This window comes from Xaviernesmea oryzae (genome assembly GCF_900109605.1).
Lineage (GTDB): Bacteria > Pseudomonadota > Alphaproteobacteria > Rhizobiales > Rhizobiaceae > Xaviernesmea > Xaviernesmea oryzae.
Window position 1 is genome coordinate 26,325 of record NZ_FOAM01000008.1, and the last position, 14,648, is coordinate 40,972.

The 14,648-nt window shown below is 63.8% G+C and carries 13 protein-coding genes and 1 pseudogene; 5 read left to right on the forward strand and 9 right to left on the reverse strand.

Annotated elements, in window-relative coordinates:
- Positions 1 to 176 precede the first annotated feature (176 nt).
- From BMX61_RS11705 to BMX61_RS11720, 3 genes are all read left to right on the forward strand, one after another.
- Positions 177 to 1,370 (forward strand): MFS transporter, encoded by a 1,194-nt coding sequence (locus BMX61_RS11705; protein WP_075629604.1) that lies wholly within the window; start codon positions 177 to 179, stop codon positions 1,368 to 1,370.
- Between the two features lie 371 nt (positions 1,371 to 1,741).
- A complete protein-coding gene (locus BMX61_RS11710; RefSeq protein ID WP_075629533.1) occupies positions 1,742 to 2,908 on the forward strand; it encodes an AI-2E family transporter in 1,167 nt (388 codons plus the stop codon).
- Between the two features lie 238 nt (positions 2,909 to 3,146).
- On the forward strand, positions 3,147 to 5,186 hold the full coding sequence (locus BMX61_RS11720) for an NAD(+) synthase (protein WP_075629531.1): 2,040 nt from the start codon (positions 3,147 to 3,149) through the stop codon (positions 5,184 to 5,186).
- A 21-nt stretch (positions 5,187 to 5,207) separates the two neighbouring features.
- Here BMX61_RS11720 and BMX61_RS11725 read toward each other — a convergent pair whose 3' ends face one another.
- The gene (locus tag BMX61_RS11725; RefSeq protein ID WP_075629530.1) at positions 5,208 to 5,813 is read right to left on the reverse strand and encodes a cysteine hydrolase family protein; all 606 of its coding nucleotides are present in this window, start codon (positions 5,811 to 5,813) and stop codon (positions 5,208 to 5,210) included.
- 227 nt (positions 5,814 to 6,040) lie between these two features.
- Here BMX61_RS11725 and BMX61_RS11730 point away from each other — a divergent pair, with 227 nt between their 5' ends.
- Together BMX61_RS11730 and BMX61_RS24680 are read left to right on the forward strand one after the other, a co-directional pair.
- Complete coding sequence (locus BMX61_RS11730) at positions 6,041 to 6,898, forward strand: SDR family oxidoreductase (protein ID WP_075629603.1); 858 nt, start codon at positions 6,041 to 6,043, stop codon at positions 6,896 to 6,898.
- Positions 6,899 to 7,508: 610 nt separating this feature from the next.
- Positions 7,509 to 7,679 (forward strand): hypothetical protein, encoded by a 171-nt coding sequence (locus BMX61_RS24680; RefSeq protein WP_170854933.1) that lies wholly within the window; start codon positions 7,509 to 7,511, stop codon positions 7,677 to 7,679.
- On the opposite strand, the gene BMX61_RS11740 is transcribed toward BMX61_RS24680, so the two are convergent.
- The 8 genes and pseudogenes from BMX61_RS11740 to BMX61_RS24685 all read right to left on the reverse strand — a co-directional run bounded on the left by BMX61_RS11740 (position 7,661) and on the right by BMX61_RS24685 (position 14,644).
- Positions 7,661 to 8,740 carry a c-type cytochrome gene (locus BMX61_RS11740; RefSeq protein WP_083639616.1) on the reverse strand — a complete coding sequence of 360 codons (1,080 nt, stop codon included), beginning with the start codon at positions 8,738 to 8,740 and terminating at the stop codon, positions 7,661 to 7,663. The genes BMX61_RS24680 and BMX61_RS11740 overlap by 19 nt on opposite strands.
- Positions 8,737 to 9,504, reverse strand: a complete 768-nt coding sequence (locus BMX61_RS11745; RefSeq protein WP_075629528.1) for a cytochrome c oxidase assembly protein — start codon at positions 9,502 to 9,504, stop codon at positions 8,737 to 8,739. The genes BMX61_RS11740 and BMX61_RS11745 overlap by 4 nt, the downstream gene beginning before the upstream one ends.
- Positions 9,501 to 9,884, reverse strand: coding sequence for a hypothetical protein (locus tag BMX61_RS11750; protein ID WP_075629527.1), 384 nt, complete (start codon positions 9,882 to 9,884; stop codon positions 9,501 to 9,503). The genes BMX61_RS11745 and BMX61_RS11750 overlap by 4 nt, the downstream gene beginning before the upstream one ends.
- A 5-nt stretch (positions 9,885 to 9,889) precedes the next feature.
- A complete protein-coding gene (gene ctaD / locus BMX61_RS11755) occupies positions 9,890 to 12,397 on the reverse strand; it encodes a cytochrome c oxidase subunit I (protein ID WP_092742686.1) in 2,508 nt (835 codons plus the stop codon).
- A gap of 59 nt (positions 12,398 to 12,456) precedes the next feature.
- Positions 12,457 to 13,449 carry a cytochrome c oxidase subunit II gene (gene coxB / locus BMX61_RS11760; RefSeq protein WP_075629601.1) on the reverse strand — a complete coding sequence of 331 codons (993 nt, stop codon included), beginning with the start codon at positions 13,447 to 13,449 and terminating at the stop codon, positions 12,457 to 12,459.
- A gap of 437 nt (positions 13,450 to 13,886) precedes the next feature.
- Positions 13,887 to 14,135, reverse strand: coding sequence for a hypothetical protein (locus tag BMX61_RS11765; protein ID WP_075629525.1), 249 nt, complete (start codon positions 14,133 to 14,135; stop codon positions 13,887 to 13,889).
- Positions 14,136 to 14,242: 107 nt separating this feature from the next.
- Positions 14,243 to 14,440 (reverse strand): annotated as a pseudogene (locus tag BMX61_RS11770) (hypothetical protein); the annotation flags it as partial.
- Positions 14,441 to 14,485: 45 nt separating this feature from the next.
- Positions 14,486 to 14,644 carry a PVV-CTERM domain-containing choice-of-anchor G protein gene (locus tag BMX61_RS24685; RefSeq protein ID WP_170854934.1) on the reverse strand — a complete coding sequence of 53 codons (159 nt, stop codon included), beginning with the start codon at positions 14,642 to 14,644 and terminating at the stop codon, positions 14,486 to 14,488.
- Between the last annotated feature and the right edge of the window lie 4 nt (positions 14,645 to 14,648).

The following is a 14,648-nucleotide window of genomic DNA, read 5'->3' on the forward strand; positions in this document are numbered from 1 at the left end:
TCATAATATCGTGACTCGACATCATGCGGGCAGATCCCTCGTTTCTGTCCGCAACAGGTGTTTTCCGCAGCTGGCGTGCCGGCTCATCCTCCAGCGGGCTTCGCCTGCTCCCGACATTCCCATGTCCGTCGTGATCTGATTTTGCGCGACATGCTTCCTTAATGGCCTTTCACCCCATGGCGGACACCCTGCTTCATTCCGTGCCGGCTTCGCGCTCCAATATGATGACGCCGGCCGAATTCGCGCTGACTCTTGGCGGCTTCGGCATCGGCACGGGCGAATTCGCCATTATGGGCCTTCTGCCCGATGTGGCGCGCGACACGGCCGTGTCCGTGCCCACGGCCGGCATCGTCATCAGTGCCTATGCGCTCGGTGTGGTGATCGGCGCACCGGTCATCGCCGTTCTTGCCGCGCGCTTCAGCCGCCACAACGTCCTGCTCGCGCTGATGGCGATTTTCGCGCTCGGCAATATTGCCAGCGCATTCGCGCCCGGCTTTCTGACACTGGTGGCCGCCCGCTTTTTCACCGGCCTGCCGCACGGCGCTTATTTCGGCGTTGCCGCCATCGTCGCTGCGGGTCTTGCCCCGCCGCATCAAAAGGCCCGGTCTGTGGCGCGCGTCATGATGGGGCTGACGGTCGCGACCCTGGTGGGCACGCCGATGACGGCTTGGTTCGGCCAGATCGTCGGCTGGCGTGCGGCCTTTGGCATTGTCGGAGCGCTCAGCCTGATCACCATCGCCATGACGCTGCGCTTCGTGCCCAAGGACAAGCCGGAGGCCGGCGCCTCGCCGCTGCGCGAACTCGGCGCGCTCGGCAAGCTGCAGGTCTGGCTGGCGCTCGGCGTCTGCGCGGTCGGCGGCGGCGGTCTGTTCGCGGTCTTCACCTATATCACGCCCGCGATGACGGAGGTGGCCGGCGTGCCGCTCGGTCTGGTGCCGGTCATGCTGGCTTTGTTCGGTGCCGGGATGATCGCCGGCAATCTGATCGGCGCGCGGCTGGCCGATTGGTCAATCAAATATGCGATCGGCCTGGCGCTGCTCTTCAATCTCACGGCCTTCCTGCTCTACGCCTTCACCATGAACACGCCAGCCATCGCCGCCTTGAACATCTTCCTTGTCGGCTGCGGCTTCCTGCTCGTTCCGGCGATCCAGATGCGGCTGATCAATGTGGCTGGTGAGGCGCAGACGCTTGCCGCGGCCTTGAGCCATTCGGCCTTCAACCTCGCCAATGCTCTGGGTGCATGGGGCGGCGGTGTCGCCATCGCGCATGGCTATGGCTGGACCTCGACCGGGCTGGTGGGTGCGGTCGTCTGTCTCGGCGCGCTTGCCGTCTGGGCCGTCGCTCTGTCGAGCGACCGTCGCCGCTGGTAAGCGAAAAATTCCTTTAGGGTCCGCTTGTCTTGCTGTGCCGAACGGCAGGAAGAAGCGTATCTGAGCCAAGGTCTGGCGATTTTTCGTCGGGGCTTCGCCTTATTTTGGCTTCCATTATAGAATTGTCGTCTCTACCAAATAAAAAGGCGCCTGACATCCATGCGGCATGGACGAAAGGCGCGCTGGCCTTTGATGTGGGGCGGTCGTATAGGTTCGGCCCTGGCGACCGACGACAAGGCCCGCTGCATAAATCCTCGGATCGGCGTCGACCGGGGGACAAGATGATGCAGCAGATCGAAAGTATTACAGTGTCTGGTCTGCGTTCCACCGAGCGCGCGCAGAGACTGTAGGAGAGGACATCGAAGGTGAATATGGGCACTCGGGAACGTGACTTTCCCAGCGAGCCGCGACTTTTCGGCCGACCGGCCTATGATCGGTCGGCGTTGATCGGTCCGATGTCGGCCGCCCGCTGGCTTCTTGTTTTCGTGCTGCTTGCCGGCGTCTATTTCTTTCACGGCTTTTTGGTGCCGGTTCTGGCGGCGCTTGTCATCGGTTTTGCCAGCTGGCCGCTCTATCGCCGCCTGCTCGCCGCTATCGGCGGCAGCCGCACTCTCGGCGCCACCATTGCCATCGTTCTGGTCGTCACCTTCATCGTCGCGCCAATTTCGATTGCCGCGATCTATTCGGTGGATGAATTCCGCGCCTGGGCTGCCTGGGCGATCAAGGCCAACAGTGTCGGCGCGCCCGTGCCGAACTGGGTGCTGCAACTGCCGGGGATCGGCGCCTGGTCCGGCGAGCAGTGGGAGCGTCATATCGGCCATCCCGGCGCCCTGGGCGAACTGGTGCAGCTCGTCAGCGGCTCCAACATCGGCAATATCTATCGCGGCCTGGTCGTCGTCGGCGCTTCGGCCTTCAACTCCTTCCTGACGCTCCTGTTCATGCTGATCACGCTGTTCTTCGTCTATCGCGACGGAGAAGGCTTCGTTGCCCAGCTCGACCGGCTGGGCGAGCGCATCCTGCCGATGCGCTGGGAGCGCGTTTCGCGGATCGTGCCGCTGACCATCAGCTCCACGGTAACAGGCATGGGTGTCATCGCCATTGGCGAAGGCATCGTGCTGGGCCTGGCCTATTGGCTGGCCGGCGTGCCGTCGCCTGTGACGCTGGGCATCATCACCGGCTTCATGGCGCTGGTGCCGGGCGGTGCGCCGCTCTCCTTCACATTGGTGTCCCTCTATCTCCTCGCCAGCGGCTCGCCTTTTCATGGGCTGGCGCTGGGCATATGGGGCACGGTCGAACTCTTCATCGTCGACAAGACTCTGCGTCCGCGCCTGGTCGGCGGGCCGATCAAGCTGCCTTTCCTGCCCACCTTCTTCGGCCTCGTCGGCGGGGTGAAGACCATGGGCTTCCTCGGCCTCTTCGTCGGCCCGGTGCTGATGGCCTTGATCGTCGCGATCTGGCGCGAATGGCTGCACGAGGTGACGACCCCGGTGGAACCGGCACGCAAGACGCCCGCCATCATCACCGCGCCGGGCGAATAAGAGCAGGGGACGGATATCCAGCGCGCATCGGCTTGCGTGGCGACGGATCGCTGTCGATCCAAGGTCGGCTCTTCCTGCATTCTCGCCCATGCCGTCGCTGGACAGGCTACGAGCGCCGAAAGCCGTTTCGTTTTTCAAGCCGATGCGATAGGACTGACTGCCGTCGCGGGTGCAACTTCCGGCGCCTTCCGCCTGTTTCTGCCGGTTCCCGCCGTCTTCTGAAAGGGGCCGTCCCTCCATGTCGTTCTTCTCCGCCTACCATCAGGGCTTCGTGCGCGTTGCCGCCTGCACGCCTGTGGTCAGCCTCGGCGATCCCGCCGCCAATGCCGCTGCCACGCTGGCGCTGGCGGAGGAGGGGCATCGCCGCTCCGTCGGCCTGATGGTGTTTCCCGAACTCGGCATTTCAGGCTATTCGATCGACGATCTTTTAGGCCAGGCCGCCCTGCATGAGGCCGTGGATCATGCCCTTGCCGATCTCGTGGAGAAAAGCCGCGCGCTGATGCCGGTGCTCCTTGTCGGGGCACCTTTGGTCCATAGCGGCCGGCTGTATAATTGCGCCGTCGTCATCCATCGCGGCGCCATTCTCGGCGTCGTGCCGAAGACGCATCTGCCGAATTACCGGGAATTCTACGAGAAGCGCTGGTTCGCGCCGGGGCGCGGCATCCGTCAGCAGACGATCACCGTTGCCGGCCGTGAGGTGCCTTTCGGCGTCGATATGCTGTTTGCCGCCCGCGATATGACGAACTTCGTCTTCCATGTCGAAATTTGCGAGGATGTCTGGGTCCCGGCCTGCCCGAGCGATTTCGGCGCTCTGGCCGGCGCGCTGATCCTCACCAATCTTTCGGCCAGCAACATCACGGTCGGCAAGTCGGACACGCGCCACCTGCTCTGTGCCTCGCAATCGGAGCGCTGCTTCGCCGCCTATGTCTATGCCGCGGCCGGACCGGGTGAATCGACCACGGACGTCGCTTGGGACGGCCAGGCCGTTATTTATGAACTTGGACGCCTGCTGGCCGAAACCGACCGGTTTCCGTCAGCTTCGCAGCTCTGCACGGCCGATATCGATGTCGATCGCCTGGCACTGGAGCGGCTGCGCACCGGCACCTTCAACGATGCCATGCTGATGAACGGCCGTCCGGAAACGACGATGCGCCGCATCGGCTTCAATTTTTCGGCACCCACAGAGGATATCGGCCTGGAGCGCGCAATCTCGCGCTATCCCTTCGTGCCGGCCGATCCGGCCCGGCTCGACCAGGATTGCTACGAGACCGTGAACATCCAGGTAGAAGGCCTGATGCAGCGCATGCGCGCCACCGGCCTGAAAAAGCTCTGCATCGGCGTGTCAGGCGGGCTCGATTCCACTCATGCGCTGCTGGTCGCCGCCAATGCCTTCGACCGCTTGGGCCTGCCGCGCGCGGGCATTCTCGGCTTCACCATGCCGGGCTTTGCCACCGGGGACGCCACCAAGAGCAATGCCTGGGCGTTGATGAACAGCCTAGGCATCACGGCAGAAGAGATCGACATCAAGCCGCTTGCCCATCAGCTTCTGAAGGATCTGCGCCATCCTTTCGCCTCGGGCGAAAAGGTCTATGACGTCACCTTCGAAAACGTCCAGGCAGGCCTGCGCACCGATTTCCTGTTCCGCGCTGCCAACCGCTATGATGGCATGGTGCTCGGTACGGGCGACCTGTCGGAGATCGCGCTTGGCTGGTCGACCTATGGCGTCGGCGACCAGATGAGCCATTACAACGTCAACGCCTCCGTCCCGAAGACGTTGATCCAGCACCTGATCCGCTGGATGATCCGCACCGGCATGTTCACCGCCGAGACCAACGAGACGCTGGCGGCCGTGCTCGACACGATCATCTCGCCCGAACTGGTGCCGGCGGATGAGAACGGTCAGATGCAGAGCACCGAGGACAAGATCGGTCCCTATGCGCTGCATGATTTCATGCTGTATTACACCACGCGCTTCGGCCTGAAGCCGTCCAAGGTCGCCTTCCTCGCCTATCATGCCTGGCGGGATGCGCAGGCTGGCGCTTGGCCGCCGGGCTTTCCGGAGGAGAGCCGGCAGGCCTATGACCTGCCGACGATCAAGCGTTGGTTCGAGACCTTCCTGTTCCGCTTCTTCACCATCAGCCAGTTCAAGCGCTCGGCCTCGCCCAATGGGCCGAAGGTCACCTCCGGCGGCTCGCTCTCGCCACGCGGCGACTGGCGGGCACCGTCCGACGGCAATGCCCGCGCCTGGATCGAGGAACTGAAGCGCAACGTGCCTTGAACGGTCGGATGAAAGCCTTCCTCAGCCCGCGCGGCTGAGGAAGGCTTCGGCCGTCAGGATCTCCACCTGCACCGAAAAGCGCGAGCCGAAAAGCTCCAGCGAATCATCGTGGGTGGTGTCAGCGCCGCTGCACAGCGCATCCTTGATCAGCGTGATCCGATAGCCGAGATCAATGGCGCCGAGCACGGCGGCCATGACGCAGACATCCGTTTCGCCACCCGTGATCACCAGACGGCTTACCCGTTCCGCCTGCAGCGTTGCGTGCAGCCGGCCGTCGATCCACGGCGAATAGACGGGTTTGTCGAAGAGCCGCGCCGGCGGCACGAAGCGGCGCAGCGCGGGGATGAGGTCCAGCATGTCGCGCGGCAGTTCCGCCCGCGTCATCATCGGCCACTTTCGATAATAGTCCGCCCAGGCGCCAGGCATGTCCTCGGCTCTTTCGGGCGTGATGAAGCGTGTAAAGATGCTGCGCTCGGCGTGACGCTCGGCAAGTTCGACCACCTGCGGCAGGATACGGGCCATCCATTCCACTCTCCACGGCGTTTCCTCGAAGAAGAGACGCTGCATGTCGACACAGAGATGCCGCCAGACCTCACGATGCGTCCCACTGCCGATGTCGTCACCCATCCCGCCCTCTCTGTTTGACGATCTGCCCGCCGAACTGGCACGCCGGCCGGCAGTTTCACCAGAGCTGCAATTCTGGCCTGTTTCTCGAAGCAGGCGGAGATGGGAACCATGGCCGGGCTGAGCCGTTCGACATCCGGTTGATCGGATCCGCGCGGCGCGTGGTCCGTCTTCTTTTCGATGTCCTTCCCGTTGGATGTCTTTTCCAATCAACAGACGAGGTCATGTCCATGAACGCCCATCCCCAGCCGCCTTTTCCCGATCAGCAGCAGCCCATGCCTGGCCTGACGAGCCAGATGGACCCGAAGCCCGATCACGGCGAAACGAGCTACAAGGGCTCTGGTCGCCTCGCCGGGAAGAAGGCCGTCATCACCGGCGGCGACAGCGGCATCGGCCGTGCGGTCGCCATCGCCTATGCCCGCGAGGGTGCTGATGTGCTCATCGCCTATCTCAACGAGCATGAGGATGCCGAGGATACCAAGCGCATCGTCGAAGAAGCGGGGCGAAAAGCCGTACTGGTGGCCGGCGATATCCAGACCGCCGATCATTGCCGCCGCATCATCGACACGGCGGTGAAGGAACTCGGCGGGATCGATATCCTCGTCAACAATGCCGCACATCAGGCCACCTTCAGCGACATCGGCGACATTCCGGACGAGGAATGGGAGCTGACCTTCAAGGTCAATATTCACGCCATGTTCTACCTGACCAAGGCCGCCGTGCCGCATATGAAGGAGGGCGGCTCGATCATCAACACCGCCTCGATCAATTCCGACAACCCCAATCCGTCGCTGCTCGCCTATGCCACCACCAAGGGGGCGATCCAGAATTTCACGGCCGGTCTTGCGCAGATGCTGGCCGAAAAGGGCATCCGCGCCAATGCCGTGGCGCCGGGTCCAATCTGGACGCCGCTGATCCCCTCGACCATGCCGGCGGACAAGGTGTCGAATTTCGGCAAGCAGGTGCCGATGAAGCGGCCGGGACAGCCAGCCGAACTCGCCACCGCCTATGTGATGTTGGCCGATCCTCTGTCGAGCTATGTCTCCGGCGCCACGATTGCGGTGACGGGCGGCAAGCCGATTCTCTGATCGCGCGAGCATCGGATGAAAATCATACCCAGTCCGATGCTATTTTTTGTTCTTGCATCGGATTTTTCCGAAAGCCGGTTCCCACTTTTCGGTCCGATGCTCTGATTGTCACGATCAAGCCCGGTTCGGCATCCGCCGCGCCGGGCTTTTCATTGTGGCGGCCAGTGGCAAAAGCGCGGGAATGCCGACTGCGGCAAAAGCAAGGCGAAGGCCTTGGTGACGGCTCCCGACAAGCGGGTGTTGAGCCGACAAAGGTTTTTAGGCACATTGGTTCGGCTTTGGCAGGTCATCCACGCTCTTTTACAGAGCGCTTCGATGACGGCCGATGGCTAAGAAATGCTCCTCGGGGAGCATAGCTTGCGCAGGCGGATCCGGGGGCGGATCGGCGAAGATGGAATGATGGGGGTCTGATCGGATGGGGTTGAGGGTGATTGAAGGCGGCGCGGGGGCGCTGCCTTTGGTGCAGGTGCCGGAGCGGCTTCAGCGCGCGCCGTCTTTGCAACTTGTCGAAGCCTGGCCCGGCGGCATGCCGAAGGGCTCGGCGCCAGATGCCGTTGTGCCTTCGGGCCCATGCCCTGCCGATGTACAGGCCGAGGCGGCACGACGGCTCATGACTTTAAACATCGGCCATTGGGAGGCCCGGCACCGCGCAACGGGCCTGCCGGTCCCCCGTGACATTGCCCGCAAGCGGCGTGAGATCGAATTCGTGGCCAAGGCACTGGCCCGATTGAACGTCATTCCGTCGGATTATCACGCCGATGTTTATTGGCCGCTGCCGTAATAGGCGGACAGGGCCTTGATGTCGCGCTCTTCCAGCTTGCGCGCGGCCTTGCGCATCAGCTCGCGATAGGGCGTGCCGCCCGGCTGCGCTTCCTTATCCTGAAAAAGATGCAGCCGCGTGGCGATCGTCGCCTGGCTGAGGCCGTCAAGCCTGGGAAACAGCGGATTGCCGCTGCCGGCACCGTGGCAGCTGTTGCAGGCGGGAATGTCGCGTGATGCATCGCCCCGCTCGGCCAGCATGCGTCCCGCCTCGCTGAGCGTCGGTGCCGGGCGGTCCGGCCCGGGCGAGGGCGCGCGCGCCAGCGTCGCATAATGGGCGGCCAGTTGATCCAGCTCCTCCGGCGCGAGACCATTGACCGCCACGCGCATCATCCCGCTTTCGCGCTCGCCCGACAGGAAGGCGCGCAGCGAGGCCGCGAGATAGGCTTGGTTCTGTCCCTGTATCTGCGGCACGAAGCTGCCATCGGCCAGCTTGTCTGCCGCGTGGCAGGCATCGCATCTGGCAAGAACGTCCGCCTTCGGCTGCCGATCGCCGGTCGCGACCGCACCTGCCACCTCAGGCGCCGTCGCCATGCGGCGGTAAGCATCGCCCGTCATATCGGGATAGGCGCGCAGAAAGGCGACCATGGCCCAGACCTCATCCTTTCGCCCCTTCGCCGGCCAGGCGGGCATGCCGCTATAGCGCACACCATGCTGGACGATTTCGAATAGGTCCTGATCGCGCCAAGTGGCCACGACTTCTTTCAGATCCGGCGGCGGCGGCAGCATGGCACGCGCCAGCGCCGAGCGCGGCGTGTCGGGCGCGCCATGGCAGAAAAGGCAGGCCTGCTCGAAATGCCCTGCACCCATGGCGACCAGATCGGGATCGAGCGGCTGTGGCGCCTCCCCCGCCGCTGCCTTGACCGAGGCCCGCATGACACCATGCAGCACCCATTCGGTGATCTTCCAGTGACCAGTGCTGGCGCGGACATCGATGGCGCCGAGCCAGATCGCGCCCAGGCCGACCACAGCAAGAGCGGCAGCACTGCCAGCGAGCATGAGGGGCCAGCGCTTATCCATCATCGTCCTCTTGCCAGGGTGGCGGGCGCGGAGGCGCCGGCATGCACGCGCGAAGGCTTCAGGGTGAGGCTTTTCCGCGCCCTGTCACGCTCCGGCGCGTCCTGGTGCTCATTGCCCAGGTCGGCGCCTGCCATGGTCGTGGCTGACGTGCCTGTGACGTTTTCATCCTTCAGCAGCCCGGCCAGCAGGGCAACGCCACCGGCAAGATAGGCTGCGGCGCCGATCAGCAACATGACGACGCCGCCCAGCGCCTGATCGTCGGCGGCCGAAAGCGTCAGGCCAAAGCAGGTGACTGTGCCCCCGCCATAGAGCGGACGGGGCGAAAGGGTCAAAAGCGCGCCGAGCAGGGTCATGTGCATGGAGGTGAGCAGCAGGCCGATCACGCCGGCGAGCCGCGGCGCGGTGCCGGCCTGGCGGGTGCCAAGGCAGGCCAGCCAGAGGAGCGTGCCGGCCGCGAGAAAGCTCGAAAGCTCGAGTGCGGTGATGAAGGTGGAGCCATCCGCCAGGCGGCGTAGGGCCGGCATATGCCAGAACCAGACAGTCACGAGTTCCACCAGCGAAGCGGTGATCGGGGTCATGATCCGGTCTGCCCTCATCCGCTCGTAGCGGGTGCCGATCAGGCTCAAAGCCAGGAAAGGCGCGGCCAGAACCACCACGCCCATATGGATCAGCATATGCCGGGTGAAGCTCTGGTCCCCGGCCAGCAAAGCGATAAGCGCAAGGGCGGCCAGAACGAGCAGAAAGAGGAGGAGCGGCCGCTTGTTCATGGCATGCAGGCCGGAATGAACAGAAGCGGCAGCGCCACGAAAACGACCGAGATGAAGCTGAGGCCCGAGAGGAGCAGCGTCGCGAAGCCCTGAAACAGCTGTCGCTCCTGGCGCGTCGGCGCATCATGCGGTGGTGTGTCGGTGCCGAAACCCCATTGCCGCCACGCCAGATAGGCCGAGCCGACGATGAGAAGCAGGCAGAACAGGGTGAACCCGCCGAGGAAAAGCCTCAGCCCCATCAGCCCTTCGATGCTGCCGCTGCCCTTGGCGCAGGCAATCGCCATGACGACGTAGCAGACGACGAAATGGAACGCCCAGACCACCGGCGCGGTAAACAGCGTCCAGAGCGTTTCGATTTCGCGGGGGATGAAGCTGCGCATTGGCTTCACCTCGCCAAGGGAAAGAGGGCAATGACCGGAAGGGTGGTCAAGGCTGTGACGGTGAGAAAATGCCAGAACAACGTGACATTGCGGATGTCCATGTCATAAGCAGCGCTCATCCGCCCGGCGAAGGAGCGCGCGAGGCAGAAGCCCTGCATGATCAATCCCGCCGCCGCATGCACCATCAGCCAGCCGACCAGCACCCAGACGATTGCCGGATAGACATGGACTGTCGGGTCCATGCCGTAGCGGTGCGGCCCGAGGAAGGCCGCCAGCGCGCCGATGAGGGTGGCGAGCATGGAGGCGGAAAGAAGCATGCGGGTGAGGCTTGTTCGGTCCCGTTCATTGGCCTGGCGCGCCATGAGCATCAGCACCCAGCTTGCCAGGAATAGCGCACTGCCGGCCAGCGGCCAGACGAGGCCGGGGCCCGCCAGACCGGCGGTGAAATCGTCGTGGATGGTCCAATAGAAGAAATAGCCGAAGAGCAGGCTGCCATAGGCCGTGCCATCGCCGACCATGGTGATGAACATCGCCCACCAGCCGACGGAGGCAGGGCCGGAGACGTAGATCGGCAGGCTGAGGCCCAGGCCGACATCCTTCTCCTTAGCCTCGGGAATGGCGCCCGTGCCGGTCCATAGCCAGTAGAGGATGGCGATCAGCGTGCCCAGGCCGAAGAGGATCGTCAGCGTCCAGAGATGAAATGTCATGGCGATGAAGACACCGCCCAGCAGAATGGCAGCGGCGATCGTGACCATCGATGTGCCGCCGACGCGCAGCACCTGGATGGGCTTGGCATCGAGCACGGAGGTTACCAGCGTTTCGCGCAGGCCTTCCTTTGCGTCGGGGAGATAATATCGGCCCTGCTTGATGCCTTCGGCGAGATCCGGCTGATCCCAGAGCGGATAGCGGCTGGAAATGATCGGGATCGAGCGCACGCCCCAGCTCTCTTTCGGCTCGGCCAGCCATTCCAGCGTGCCGGCATTCCAGAGATTGGGCTTTACGTCCGGCTGGCGCTTCTTCGGGCGCAGAATATCGATGACGACAACGCCGACACCGGCCGCAAAGACGAAGGCGCCGATGGTGGAGATGAGGTTCAGCCAATCCCAGCCGATGTCCGCCGGATAGGTGAAAACGCGCCGGGGCATGCCGCGTAGCCCCGTGAGATGCATGGGGAAGAAGGCGACGTTGAAGCCGGTGAACATCAGCCAGAAGGCGATTTTGCCGAGCCTGTCGGACAGGGCCTTTCCATCGACCAGCGGAAAATAATAGTAGATGCCGGCGACAACAGGAAAGAGCATGCCGCCGATCAGCACGTAATGCAGATGGGCGACAATGAAATAGGTGTCGTGTGCCTGCCAGTCGAAAGGCGCGAGTGCCACCATCACGCCGGTAAGCCCGCCGATGATGAAGATGGCGACGCCGCCAGTGCCGAACAGCATCGGCACGGAGAAAATCACCCGGCCCGCCAGCATCGTCGCCATGAAGACGAAGATCTGCACGCCCGTGGGGATCGCCACCGCCGTAGATGCCGCCGAGAAGAAGGCGAGCGAGATCTGCGGCAGCCCGGTGGCGAACATGTGGTGGACCCACAGGCCGAAGCTTAAGAAACCGGTACCGACGGCTGCCAGAACGATCCAGGAATAGCCGACGATCGGCCGTTGCGAGAAGGTCGGCACGATCATCGCCATCAGCGCGATGGCCGGCAGGAAGATGATGTAGACCTCGGGATGGCCGAAGATCCAGAACAGGTGCTGCCAGAGGAGAGGATCGCCGCCGCGTGCCGCATCGAAGAACGGCCAGTCGAACATCCGTTCCATCTCGAACAGGATGTCACCGGCGATCAAGGGCGGAAAGGCGAAGAGGATCATCCCTGCGACGATGAGGAGATACCAGGCAAAGAGCGGCATCATATTGATGCGCATGCCTGGCGCCCGGCATTTCATGATGCCGACGATGAGCTCGACGGCAGCGGCGATGGAGGCGACCTCGATGAAGGAGAGGCCGAGCAGCCAGACATCGGCGCCGATCCCGGCATAGTCCTTGTCGGTAGCGAGCGGCGCATACATGAACCAGCCGGCATTCGGGGCGGCCTTGAAGAAGATCGAGCCGCAGACAAAGACGCCGCCGATGGCGAAGCTCCAGAAGCCGAAGGCCGAGAGGCGCGGAAAAGGCAGCTCCCGCGCGCCGAGCATCGGGGGCAGGAGGAAGATCGCCACGGCCTCGAAGATCGGTACGGCGAAGAGGAACATCATCACCGTGCCATGCAAGGTGAAGGCCTGGTTGAAGAGGTCGGCCGAGATCAGATCGTTCTGCGGCACTGCAAGCTGGGCCCGCACGACAAGCGCCAGGAGACCGGCAAAGAGCATGAAGATAAAGGCCGTGGCGCCATACCACAGGCCGATCTCGGAATTGTTGACCGAGGTCCAGTAGCGCCAGCCGCCCGGCGTGTTCCAGACCTTGCGCAGCCGGGCCTCCTCGGCCTTGAGGTCGCGCGGCGGATCCTGGCCCTCCATGGGCTGGCCGCCGGCGCTTGCGGCGCCCGGCATGGTCTCGGTCCTCGTGCCGGGGCGCGTCATGGGCTGGCTCTCAAGTAATCGGCGAGCGTTGCGAGCTCTTCCGGCGGGATCATCGGGAAGGCCGGCATCAGCGCGCCGGGCTTGGCCTTTTGCGGATTGCGGATGAACGCAGCTAGGGCCTCCTGCGTGTTGGGCAGTGCGCCGGCCGCAAGCGTGGCGCGCTCGCCAAGCCGGGTAAGGTCCGGCCCGATCTTGCCCTGCGCCGTCGTTCCACGCAGCGCATGGCAAGCCGCGCAGCCGTGACGCTGGAAGATCGCGAGGCCGTCTTGCCCGCGATCGGTCTGATCGGCTGCCACAACCGGGCCGTTGCCGGTTGCGGGACGCGGTGCGGTGCCGGAGGCCGCTGCAACAGGCTGAAGCTGCGCCTGTGCCTTACGCCAGGCATCGAAGGCGGATTGCTCCATCACGACAACGGTCAGGCCCATCACCGCATGGGATGTGCCGCAGAATTCGGCGCAAGGGGCGCGATAAAGGCCCGGCCGCGTGGCTTCCAGCGAGAGAAAATTGGTGCGGCCGGGGATCATGTCCATCTTGCCGCCCAGCGCCGGCACCCAGAAGGAATGGATCACATCGGCCGCGTGCAGCCGGAAACCGACACGCTCCCCCAGGGGAAGGCGGATCTCATTGGCGGTTTCGAAGCCGGGCAGGTCGCCCTCGGGCGGATAGGCGATGCGCCACCAAAATTGCTCGCTGGTGACGTCGAGCGTCAGCCGGGAATTGGCCTGCGCCGTCACAGGCCGTACCGTGGGCATGAGCCAGAGCGCATAGGAGAGCAGAGCGGCCAGAACGACGGTGGGAAAGAGAACGCCGCCGATGAGAATGATGCGCTGCCCGGCCTTCTGGCTGATCGCTTCACGGCCGCCGCGCCCGGCATAGAACAACACGGCCATGACGCCGACCCAGATGATGGCACCGCCGATGACGCAGATCCAGAAAAGCCAATAGACCGCCTGCGCTTCCACGCCGGCCGGATCCAGTGCTGATTGCATGCCGGAACAGCCGGTGGCGAGCAGGCTCGTCGCGATCAATCCGAGGAGAGCGGGTAGGCGAGGGACCCGGCAATGGAGGCCCTCAGGTGCCTGAACAAAGGAGACGGGCGTAGCGTGGCCTCGCTGTAAAGCGGTCTTTGTCTGGCTGAAAGCCTGTCGTCCAAACCGCGTTACCCCATCGACCGTCTCGTTCCCTCTTTTTATACTGCCTCAGCCAAACAGTGCATCGTAAAAGACGGTGCAAGCAGGGCTCGGCGTTTTGTCGTCTCAAGGCCGATATGGACCAGAACGACCGTAGGGCAAGAGCAGATACAGCGGCAGGTGAAGGGATACTGATTGTTTGGCAGCCGGCACCTGTGGGCGGAGCCTTTCGACAACCACACGCCGCCGTTAGGCCGGCGGCGTCTGTCCGTTCGGTCGGGTAGGACGAGAAGGCGTTAGCCTCGAAATTCGCCCTCGTTCATGTCGCGCTCGTCATAATGCGGCGAGAATTCCGTTCCGACCCGCCTTCCATCCGGCCGCTTGTTCGCGGTGGCATCGTCAGAGCCGGTGATCACGGTCGGCTTCGCACTGGCCACACCATTGTTGTCGCTGGAGGTCTTGCCCTTGGCGAACTGGCCCTTGGCATCGCCCTCGACCGCGGACTTGCCGCCCGCGCCCTGGCCGGGGTTCGAGACATTCGTCATGATCCCGTTCTCCCAGTCACATCGGCCTTGACCGCGCCATGGCCTGCATTCGGTGTGGGATGTTTCGTGGAAAGCCGAGTCCCATCCGAATCGCGATGATCGTCACCCTTCACCTTGTGCGCCTCGCCCAAATGGCGGCGCTCGGGATCCTCAAGGTTTTCGCCAAAGGCATCGCGCGCATGGATCGCATCATCCTTCGCGTCCAGATATCCGCTCGGCCGCGTTTCCGGCGGGCCTTCCCAGCGGGGCGACTGGGCTGTCGTGCCGGCTGCGCCCGTCTGCGGGGTCTTTTGTTCCAGATTCATATGGATCACTCCTCTTGCGCCGCTTTGCTTCCGTTGGAAGAGGCTTCAGCGCGGTTCGGTGTAAAGACGGTCTATGTTGGCGTCCTGTGCCCGCTTCTCGTCCGGACGAAGCCGACGCTGGCGCATAATGGCAAAAGCGATCGCCGCACCCAGAACGAGGGCGCCACCGGCAATTGCCAGCAACCAGACATTGTTGATCATCATCTCG

What these genes read in the sequence shown, in the direction of transcription:
- BMX61_RS11745 (WP_075629528.1), bottom strand. Translation starts at nt 9,504, where the DNA reads ATGAACAAGCGGCCGCTCCTCCTCTTTCTGCTCGTTCTGGCCGCCCTT.
- BMX61_RS11705 (WP_075629604.1), top strand. Translation starts at nt 177, where the DNA reads ATGGCGGACACCCTGCTTCATTCCGTGCCGGCTTCGCGCTCCAATATG.
- ctaD (WP_092742686.1), bottom strand. Translation starts at nt 12,397, where the DNA reads ATGGAGGGCCAGGATCCGCCGCGCGACCTCAAGGCCGAGGAGGCCCGG.
- BMX61_RS24685 (WP_170854934.1), bottom strand. Translation starts at nt 14,644, where the DNA reads ATGATGATCAACAATGTCTGGTTGCTGGCAATTGCCGGTGGCGCCCTC.
- BMX61_RS24680 (WP_170854933.1), top strand. Translation starts at nt 7,509, where the DNA reads ATGACTTTAAACATCGGCCATTGGGAGGCCCGGCACCGCGCAACGGGC.
- BMX61_RS11740 (WP_083639616.1), bottom strand. Translation starts at nt 8,740, where the DNA reads ATGATGGATAAGCGCTGGCCCCTCATGCTCGCTGGCAGTGCTGCCGCT.
- BMX61_RS11750 (WP_075629527.1), bottom strand. Translation starts at nt 9,884, where the DNA reads ATGCGCAGCTTCATCCCCCGCGAAATCGAAACGCTCTGGACGCTGTTT.
- BMX61_RS11765 (WP_075629525.1), bottom strand. Translation starts at nt 14,135, where the DNA reads ATGACGAATGTCTCGAACCCCGGCCAGGGCGCGGGCGGCAAGTCCGCG.
- BMX61_RS11720 (WP_075629531.1), top strand. Translation starts at nt 3,147, where the DNA reads ATGTCGTTCTTCTCCGCCTACCATCAGGGCTTCGTGCGCGTTGCCGCC.
- coxB (WP_075629601.1), bottom strand. Translation starts at nt 13,449, where the DNA reads ATGCAATCAGCACTGGATCCGGCCGGCGTGGAAGCGCAGGCGGTCTAT.
- BMX61_RS11730 (WP_075629603.1), top strand. Translation starts at nt 6,041, where the DNA reads ATGAACGCCCATCCCCAGCCGCCTTTTCCCGATCAGCAGCAGCCCATG.
- BMX61_RS11710 (WP_075629533.1), top strand. Translation starts at nt 1,742, where the DNA reads ATGGGCACTCGGGAACGTGACTTTCCCAGCGAGCCGCGACTTTTCGGC.
- BMX61_RS11725 (WP_075629530.1), bottom strand. Translation starts at nt 5,813, where the DNA reads ATGGGTGACGACATCGGCAGTGGGACGCATCGTGAGGTCTGGCGGCAT.